Annotated in this window: 7 protein-coding genes and 1 pseudogene; 1 reads left to right on the top strand and 7 read right to left on the bottom strand. The window is 51.9% G+C overall.

The window, feature by feature from the left end:
* Both ACEW8P_RS22445 and ACEW8P_RS22440 read right to left on the bottom strand, forming a co-directional pair.
* Window positions 1-458: pseudogene (locus ACEW8P_RS22445) on the bottom strand (hypothetical protein); the annotation flags it as partial.
* 286 nt (window positions 459-744) lie between these two features.
* Window positions 745-1,572 carry a phytanoyl-CoA dioxygenase family protein gene (locus tag ACEW8P_RS22440; RefSeq protein WP_373515305.1) on the bottom strand — a complete coding sequence of 276 codons (828 nt, stop codon included), beginning with the start codon at window positions 1,570-1,572 and terminating at the stop codon, window positions 745-747.
* Window positions 1,573-1,853: 281 nt separating this feature from the next.
* On the opposite strand from ACEW8P_RS22440, the gene ACEW8P_RS22435 reads away from it, so the two are divergent.
* Window positions 1,854-2,753 (top strand): SMP-30/gluconolactonase/LRE family protein, encoded by a 900-nt coding sequence (locus ACEW8P_RS22435; protein ID WP_373515304.1) that lies wholly within the window; start codon window positions 1,854-1,856, stop codon window positions 2,751-2,753.
* Window positions 2,754-3,252: 499 nt separating this feature from the next.
* Here ACEW8P_RS22435 and ACEW8P_RS22430 read toward each other — a convergent pair whose 3' ends face one another.
* The 5 genes from ACEW8P_RS22430 to ACEW8P_RS22410 all read right to left on the bottom strand — a co-directional run.
* On the bottom strand, window positions 3,253-3,867 hold the full coding sequence (locus ACEW8P_RS22430) for a DUF3347 domain-containing protein (RefSeq protein ID WP_373515303.1): 615 nt from the start codon (window positions 3,865-3,867) through the stop codon (window positions 3,253-3,255).
* 71 nt (window positions 3,868-3,938) lie between these two features.
* Window positions 3,939-4,529 carry a hypothetical protein gene (locus ACEW8P_RS22425; protein ID WP_373515302.1) on the bottom strand — a complete coding sequence of 197 codons (591 nt, stop codon included), beginning with the start codon at window positions 4,527-4,529 and terminating at the stop codon, window positions 3,939-3,941.
* A 12-nt stretch (window positions 4,530-4,541) separates the two neighbouring features.
* Complete coding sequence (locus tag ACEW8P_RS22420; protein WP_373515301.1) at window positions 4,542-4,823, bottom strand: hypothetical protein; 282 nt, start codon at window positions 4,821-4,823, stop codon at window positions 4,542-4,544.
* Between the two features lie 75 nt (window positions 4,824-4,898).
* Window positions 4,899-6,680, bottom strand: a complete 1,782-nt coding sequence (locus tag ACEW8P_RS22415) for an efflux RND transporter periplasmic adaptor subunit (RefSeq protein WP_373515300.1) — start codon at window positions 6,678-6,680, stop codon at window positions 4,899-4,901.
* Window positions 6,681-6,683: 3 nt separating this feature from the next.
* The coding region (locus ACEW8P_RS22410) for an HAD-IC family P-type ATPase (protein ID WP_373515299.1) at window positions 6,684-7,034 on the bottom strand (351 nt) is incomplete at its 5' end.

The raw sequence follows: 7,034 nt of genomic DNA, 5'->3' as shown, positions 1-7,034 counted from the left end.
CAAGATTGCCCGTGGGTGCGCAGGTCGTGCTGTATCTGCTCACGCAGATTGGGCAGGGCTTTGGCGAAGCGCAACAGTTTGAAGTACTTGGTATGGTTGCGAATTTTGGTCCAGTGCTCGTGATAGCGATACTGCTTACGGCCCGCCTCGTCGATACCCGTCGCCTGCAAATGTGCCTTGGAGTCTTTGCTGATCCAAACATCGTCCCAGGCCGGAGGCAGTACCAGGGCTTTCATGCGCTTGATCTTTCGCTTATCCTTGCAGCGTTGGCCTTTTTCATCTACGTAATAAAACCCCTTTCCTGCCCGCTTACGGCGGTAACCCGGCGCGATCTTACAGTCGATGTAATGGAGCCCGACGGCCTCGGCCGTTTTTTCGGGATCCTTACGGATTTTCTTTAACTCGCTGGGAGGAAGCGATGGCAGCACTACGCCGTTGGTAGAAAAGGTAGCTAGCATGAAGCATTCAGTTGGTGAATTTCTGAAACCAGCCGTTAAAATTAAATGCCTGTCGTTTGGCTCAGAATGTAGAAGCCATTTAAAGGATTTATTTTCAGCACTTTGAATACAAGTCTACCCCGATGTACAATAAATGTTTAGATAGGCATTGTTTCCCCAACTGAGGTTTTTTGGGAAAAGAGAGGTAAGATTGTTTCAACAGCAAAAGTACCCCTTCCAAATAGGGGCAGACAAAAAACGCTGCCTTCTGGCGAAAGGCAGCGTACAGAAAAAGCTTTTTTCACAATTAGTAGCTAAACAACACCGGATTCAGCGGGCCATCGGGCGTCGTGCCGGTCTCTTTGCTGCTGAGCCAGGTTTCCCAATCGGCCTGCTGGTAGCTGTTCCTTGGCTTGGTGATCTGCTGGTCTTTATCCATGTAAATCATCGTCATCACCTTCCGCGCTTGCCCCGACACGTTGGCCCCCGCCCGGTGGAACAACCATCCCGCGTGGAAACTTACCTCTCCCAGATCGAAAGGCGTTTCGTTCAGCTCAAACTGCGTAAGTTGGGCAGCCATCTGGGCTTCGCTCTCGTCACTAATTTCCAGGTCGCGGCCTATTTCTACCGATTGGCTTTTCTCGGCGAATGCCAACGGCCCCATCTCCATTGGGGTAGCTTGCAGCGGAATCCAGGCAGTGATGGTATTGGTCGATGAAAGTGGCCAGTAAAACTGGTCGGCGTGCCAGGGAGTGATACCACCCGACGACTCTTTATATAGCGCCTGGTCATGGTACATCCGCACGCCATCAACGCCCATAAGATCGGTGGCGATTTTGGCCAGACGCTTCGAGAATACGAATTCTTTGACTTCCTCATCTTCCCGCCACAAATTCATGATTTGCAGGAAAGCCCGTTCGTAGGTTGTGCGCTCCTCCATGGGCTTGGTGAGCGTGTTGAGTTTGATGACCTGGTCGGAGATGATCTTTCCGTAGTACTCGAGTACTTCGGCACTCAGGACGTTTTTCAGTTTTACGTAGCCGTATTCCTGATAAAAGGCTTTGGCATCTGCGGGTAGTTCGTAGGGCTGCTCCAATTGTGTCAGGAGCGTTTTTTTGTCGATAGTAGCTGGCATAGTTTGGAAAAGATTGGGTTCTGAGTCTGTTGGTATTAATCTTGTTAAGACAAAAACAGTGCTTTTTTACTACTAATGCTTTTCTGAAAAATGCGGGGTCAGCCATCCGGTTTGGATCGGCTGATTAAACAATCATCAGCTTTTTTACAATCACTCAATCAATTTCACTAAAACTAATAAAGTCTTTACTGACAAAGTCCGACACTCGTCTGAAATGAGTAGATTCGTCTTTTACCTGCATTAGATTTGAAAATTCTCCCAGTTACCGAAGCTCAAAAATTATGTTTCTAATAAACCTGCTAATCCCGATTCTCCTTATGTCCACTCCCACCGACTCCATTCCCGATAATCCTCTTACCAAAAAAGGCGCGACGCTGCAAAAGCTATCCGGCGAATTTTCCTTCACCGAAGGGCCTACTTCCGACGCCGAGGGCAACGTATATTTCACCGACCAGCCCAATGACCGCATCATGAAATGGAGCGTGGATGGCCAGCTAACTACCTACATGCAGCCAGCCGGACGCTCCAACGGAATGTTTTTCGACCATAAAGATCGACTATGGTCATGCGCCGACGCCGATAACGAACTGTGGATTATCGATAAGGACAAAAAGAAAGAAACGCTGGTCGTGAAGGAGTACGAAGGCAAGCGCCTGAACGGCCCCAACGACGTGTGGGTGACCAAAAAAGGCGTGGCCTATATCACCGATCCGTTTTACAAGCGCGATTGGTGGAAACACACCGAGCAGGCCATCGACATTCAGGGTGTATATTTAGTGAGTAAAGATCATAAAACCCTGACCCGCGTGATCGACGACTTTGAAAAGCCTAACGGCATCGTCGGCACGCCTGATAACAAAAAGCTTTACGTTTCTGACATCGGGGCGGGTAAAATTTATCATTACAAAATCAATAAGGACGGCTCCCTGAGCGAGAAAACTCTCCTCTGCGAAGAACGCTCCGACGGGATGACGATCGACGAGAAAGGCAATGTCTATATCACCAACAGCAACGGTGTGACCGCCTATAGTCCCGAGGGCAAGAAGATCGTGACGATCCCGACGGGCGAGGGTTGGACGGCCAACGTTTGCTTCGGAGGCAAAAATCATTCGACGCTTTTCATCACAGCGAGCAAGGGTTTTTATTCCATAGAAATGAATGTGCAAGGCGTCAAGCCCTGATCCGTTCAATGTATCGCCAGATGCACCTGTCTGGTCTGAGTTATTGTATCCTTCCCTCCCCAGTTTTTACCCCGGCTGCCTGCAATAGGGTAGTTGAATCCCAAAAATCATAGAACTTGGCACCTGATTGAATTGCAACCCGAATGCAAGCGGATGGTACGGATTTTTATAAAACGGACTTCATACATTTTTCACACTTTTTTAGTAAAAAATATGGAGACGATGTTTGTTGTAGTCGGGATAGGCGCGTTAGCGCTTACCGCCTGCCAAAAGGAAGAGGGGATAATGCTGCCGACAAGCGCAATTATACTAATGCCGGAAAAATATAAATGAGCAAGTGTGGATCACTTGCTCATCTTTTTAAAACCAGCCGCTCGACGGATTCAACTAGGTTTAAAATACCGAGATTGAAATTAACGTATGTTTTTTTCGGTCAAACCCTAACTCCATTTGGGAAGCGGTACAGTACTCTTTTCATCAGCAGCCGTTCCCTCAACCTTCATTGCGGCACGATTTCCTTTTTCATGCTTCCACAGGTTAGCATCTTGCTACCGTAGTAAGGATTCTCGATCTCTTCGTTGCTGCTCAGCCAATTTGCACCTTTGTTGTCATTGTACATCGGACAATAGTCGTGGTACAAGGTTCGATCCGAACCGATGACGGCAATAAGGGACATCATGCTGGTGCTCAATGCATCGAAATGCTCCCGTTGGTGGTCGATTTTCCCTTTGCTTTCGCCGATGTGTTCAGCCTGTTCGAGGGCTTCTCCCACGAGCTTCTCGTAGGAAGCGCGCTGTACGGCGTCCAAAGATGCTTTATCAAAACTGGCAAATTCTTTTGCCAGTGCGTTACCGGAGGTAGCTGCCTTATCGCTATTTTCTGATACCAACGCTTCCTTTATCTCCAGGTAGTTATCCAGAATGCCCGAAGCATTCTCCGATTTGCGGATGGGGCCGTCGAGCGGAACATTGCTCAGCGTCGTGGCTGTTTCATCATGCTCGTGGCCGTCGGCATCATGGATCATTTCCGCCTGGTCGGCGGACTGTTGCGATGTGTCGTTGCTGCAGGAAGAAAGCATCGCAGCGACAGCCAGGGATAAAAAGACTTTTTTCATTAGAATTGGGTTTTAATTGATAAAAAATAAACTGGTAAATTTTTTCTATTCAAAAGGTTAGGGTTATCGAATCAATGGTTGTGGCCATCTCCTTCCGGTTCCAGATATTGTCCTTGCGGACCCACGCCCTCGATATAAACGAGTTGCGAGCCGAAATGCCCGGCCTGGCTCACGGCGTAGCCCGCCCCCAGCAGCACGGCCGCCACCAGACCCAGCGCCCAGCGCTTGTCCGTAAGAAAGAACAAGTTCAGTCCCTGTAGCGCGGCACCGACTCCACCCAGCCATAAGGTCCAATCCGCCCATTGATCGTGCTGGTCAAGTACCTGCTTAGCGTGTTCCGACAGCTCGTGCGCGTGCGGATGATAAGGGCCCGCCGCCAGGTAGGCCGCCACGAAACCGACCGCCGTCGTCACGAAGGCAATCCAGGAGACTTCACGCTTCATGAAGTAGACATTGGCCAGTTGCAGCACTGCCCCCACCAAAATCAGGACGATTGCGAAATGCACCACCAACGGGTGCAGGTTGGGAAATTCATCCAAACCAGCGGCAACACTACCGCTACCCCCACCGCCACTATGATCCCCATCATGGGCGTAGGCGGCAAGGGAAAAGAAAAGGGTACTCAGGAACGCTATTCCGCTGTTCAGGCGTTTGCTTTTCATTGTCATGGGGTCTTATTTAAGAGATTCTGGAAACGTCAACTTCTTCACATAATCATCCTTCATTGCTTCGAGTGAAGGCTGCGCCGATTGATCGCCCCCTTTCGAGAGTTCCTCTATCTTTTCTATCAGTTCTTTCTTGAAAATCTCTCGCTGCACCGCCAAAGCTTCCGCTTCCAGTTCAGCGGAGGCAAGTTTACGGTCGTAGTAGCGCGTGGCTAGTTCCTGCTGGTGAATGTCCAGTCGGGATTCGGCATAGTGCCGGAACGTTTCTGTTTGTTTTGCGTCGTTTTCCATGTTTTTTTTGATTAAAATGTAATTGGGTTTTAAAAAAGCAGGTTGGGTTTTTCTACTAAAAAATTGCGTACCGGACTACTTGATCGTTGAGGTCACCTCCCCACATGTCAACATTGACTGACCGTAGTAGGGATTTTTTACTTCCTTCGAGGCGCTCAGCCAGTCGGCCCCCTTATTGTTATTGGCCATCGGGCAGTGCTGGACATACAAGGGCTGTGCGTTGGGTTCGAAGGCTGCCGTCATAGCAATCATCGGTACTGATACCCGCCGGAATGCCTCGCGAAATTTATCCATGCCCTTAGCACTAACCGCCTGTTTCAGGGCGGCTTCGATACTGGCGCTGTACTTCATCCAGGCTTCGTGCGAGTCGCCCTTAAAAAGTGACATGGAAACGTTGGAAAGGCTCTTTTTCATCTGCTCGGCGGCTTTTTTCGCAGCCGAAAGTTGGTCCGTGGTCAGCGCATTTTTCATGGCCAGGTAGTCATTGACCATGGGTTGGAGTGCCGCCTTGGCCGCCGGACTGACGGCTGCGCTCTTGCCGTCTTTCTTGGCCGAACCCTCGGTTGGTGCAGCCATCGCCATGCCGCCATGATCGTGTCCAGCCGCCACCGGAACGCCCGCCTCGGGACTCATCATGCTGGGCTTGCCGGCCAATTGAGCCGCCGCGTCGATGTTGAACGTACCGTTGACAGCAATCTCTTCCCCGGCGCGCAGACCGTCCTCGATCACATAACTATCACCCAGGGCGGGCCCTAACGTGATTTCCCGGAGCATGAAGTCGCCTCGATCGGAGGTTTTGACGTACACCACGGAGCGTTTTCCGGTCCAGAGGACCGCGCTTTTAGGTACCACAATGGCCGCCTGCGATTTCGTCGGGAGCCGCGCTTCCACCGTGCCGGAGGCGAACATTTCGGGTTTGAGTTTCATGCCCCGGTTGCGCATTTCGACCCGCGCCTGCGCCACCCGCGTCTGTGGGTCGATGGCGGGATCGATGAAAGAAATCCGCCCCTGGAAGTTCTCACCCGGCAGCGAGCTGACCGTAAAATTCACCACGTCGCCCTTTTTCACCCAGGCCAGGTCCGATTCATAAATGTCGAACAGCAGCCACACCCGCGACAGATCGACGATTTGGTAAATGGGTTCGCCGCGCTGCACATAGTCGCCCGGATTGACCTTTTTCTCCATCACATAGCCCGATACGTCGGCCTGGATCGGGAAAGTTTCTTTGGGTGAATCCGACTGCACGATCTGCTCGATCTGTGCTTCGGACAGCTTCCAATTTTTTAGTTTTTCTTTGGCAGCGCGGAAAAGCTGCGGCTGGGTATCCTTGATTTTACGGGCCTGGAAAAGCTCCTCCTGCGCCGTTACCAGTTCGGGCGAATAGAGTTGGGCGATGGTCTGTCCGTTCTTGACATAATCGCCAGTATAGTTGACCAGCAGTTTCTCGATCCGGCCCGGAATGTGGGTCGATTGGGAGTAAATCAGCCGTTCGTCGGCCTGCACCTTGCCGTTCAGCCGCACCGACTTGATGGGTTTCATCGTCCCGACAACCGCCGTGCTGACGCTGGCCAACTGCATGGCGGTCGGCGACATGCTGACCGCGAGCGGCTCCACGTCGCCTTCTTCGCTCGCCAGCGGGATGAGGTCCATGCCGCAAATGGGACACTGTCCCGCTTCCTCCCGCCTGATCTGCGGGTGCATCGAGCAGGTCCAGATTTGCTGGCCCGTCGGGCTGACCGTCATTTCCATGTTTTCGGCGTGGTCGTGGGCTGTGGGCCGCGCGAACCAGCCAATCAACGCTCCGATTATCAGCGTGATCGCTACGAGGACGTATCGGTTTTCGAGGATCTTTTTCATAATTTACTTCATTTCTTTCTTCAATAATTGCGCGTTGATCGCTACCACGACGGTACTTAGGCTCATAAGGATCGCACCCACCGCCGGACTAAGAATGATGCCGATGGGCGCCAGCACACCCGCTGCCAGCGGGACGGCCACGATGTTGTAGCCCGCCGCCCAGAACAAATTCTGCATCATTTTCTTGTAAGTAGCCGTGCCGAACAGAATCAGGTTGGCGATGTCGCGCGGATTGCTGTTGACCAGGATGATGTCGGCGGTTTCGGCGGCCACATCCGTGCCGGAACCAACCGCAATGCCGATGTCGGCCTGCGCCAGGGCCGGAGCGTCGTTGACGCCGTCGCCCGTCATGGC

Origin of the sequence: Persicitalea sp. (assembly GCF_041751555.1) — a bacterium.
Taxonomy (GTDB): domain Bacteria; phylum Bacteroidota; class Bacteroidia; order Cytophagales; family Spirosomataceae; genus Persicitalea.
This window is presented reverse-complemented; position numbering and strand designations above follow the sequence as displayed.

Excerpts from the sequence above, each read along its gene's own strand:
- ACEW8P_RS22420 (WP_373515301.1), bottom strand. The coding sequence starts at position 4,823 with ATGGAAAACGACGCAAAACAAACAGAAACGTTCCGGCACTATGCCGAA.
- ACEW8P_RS22415 (WP_373515300.1), bottom strand. The coding sequence starts at position 6,680 with ATGAAAAAGATCCTCGAAAACCGATACGTCCTCGTAGCGATCACGCTG.
- ACEW8P_RS22440 (WP_373515305.1), bottom strand. The coding sequence starts at position 1,572 with ATGCCAGCTACTATCGACAAAAAAACGCTCCTGACACAATTGGAGCAG.
- ACEW8P_RS22435 (WP_373515304.1), top strand. The coding sequence starts at position 1,854 with ATGTTTCTAATAAACCTGCTAATCCCGATTCTCCTTATGTCCACTCCC.
- ACEW8P_RS22430 (WP_373515303.1), bottom strand. The coding sequence starts at position 3,867 with ATGAAAAAAGTCTTTTTATCCCTGGCTGTCGCTGCGATGCTTTCTTCC.
- ACEW8P_RS22425 (WP_373515302.1), bottom strand. The coding sequence starts at position 4,529 with ATGAAAAGCAAACGCCTGAACAGCGGAATAGCGTTCCTGAGTACCCTT.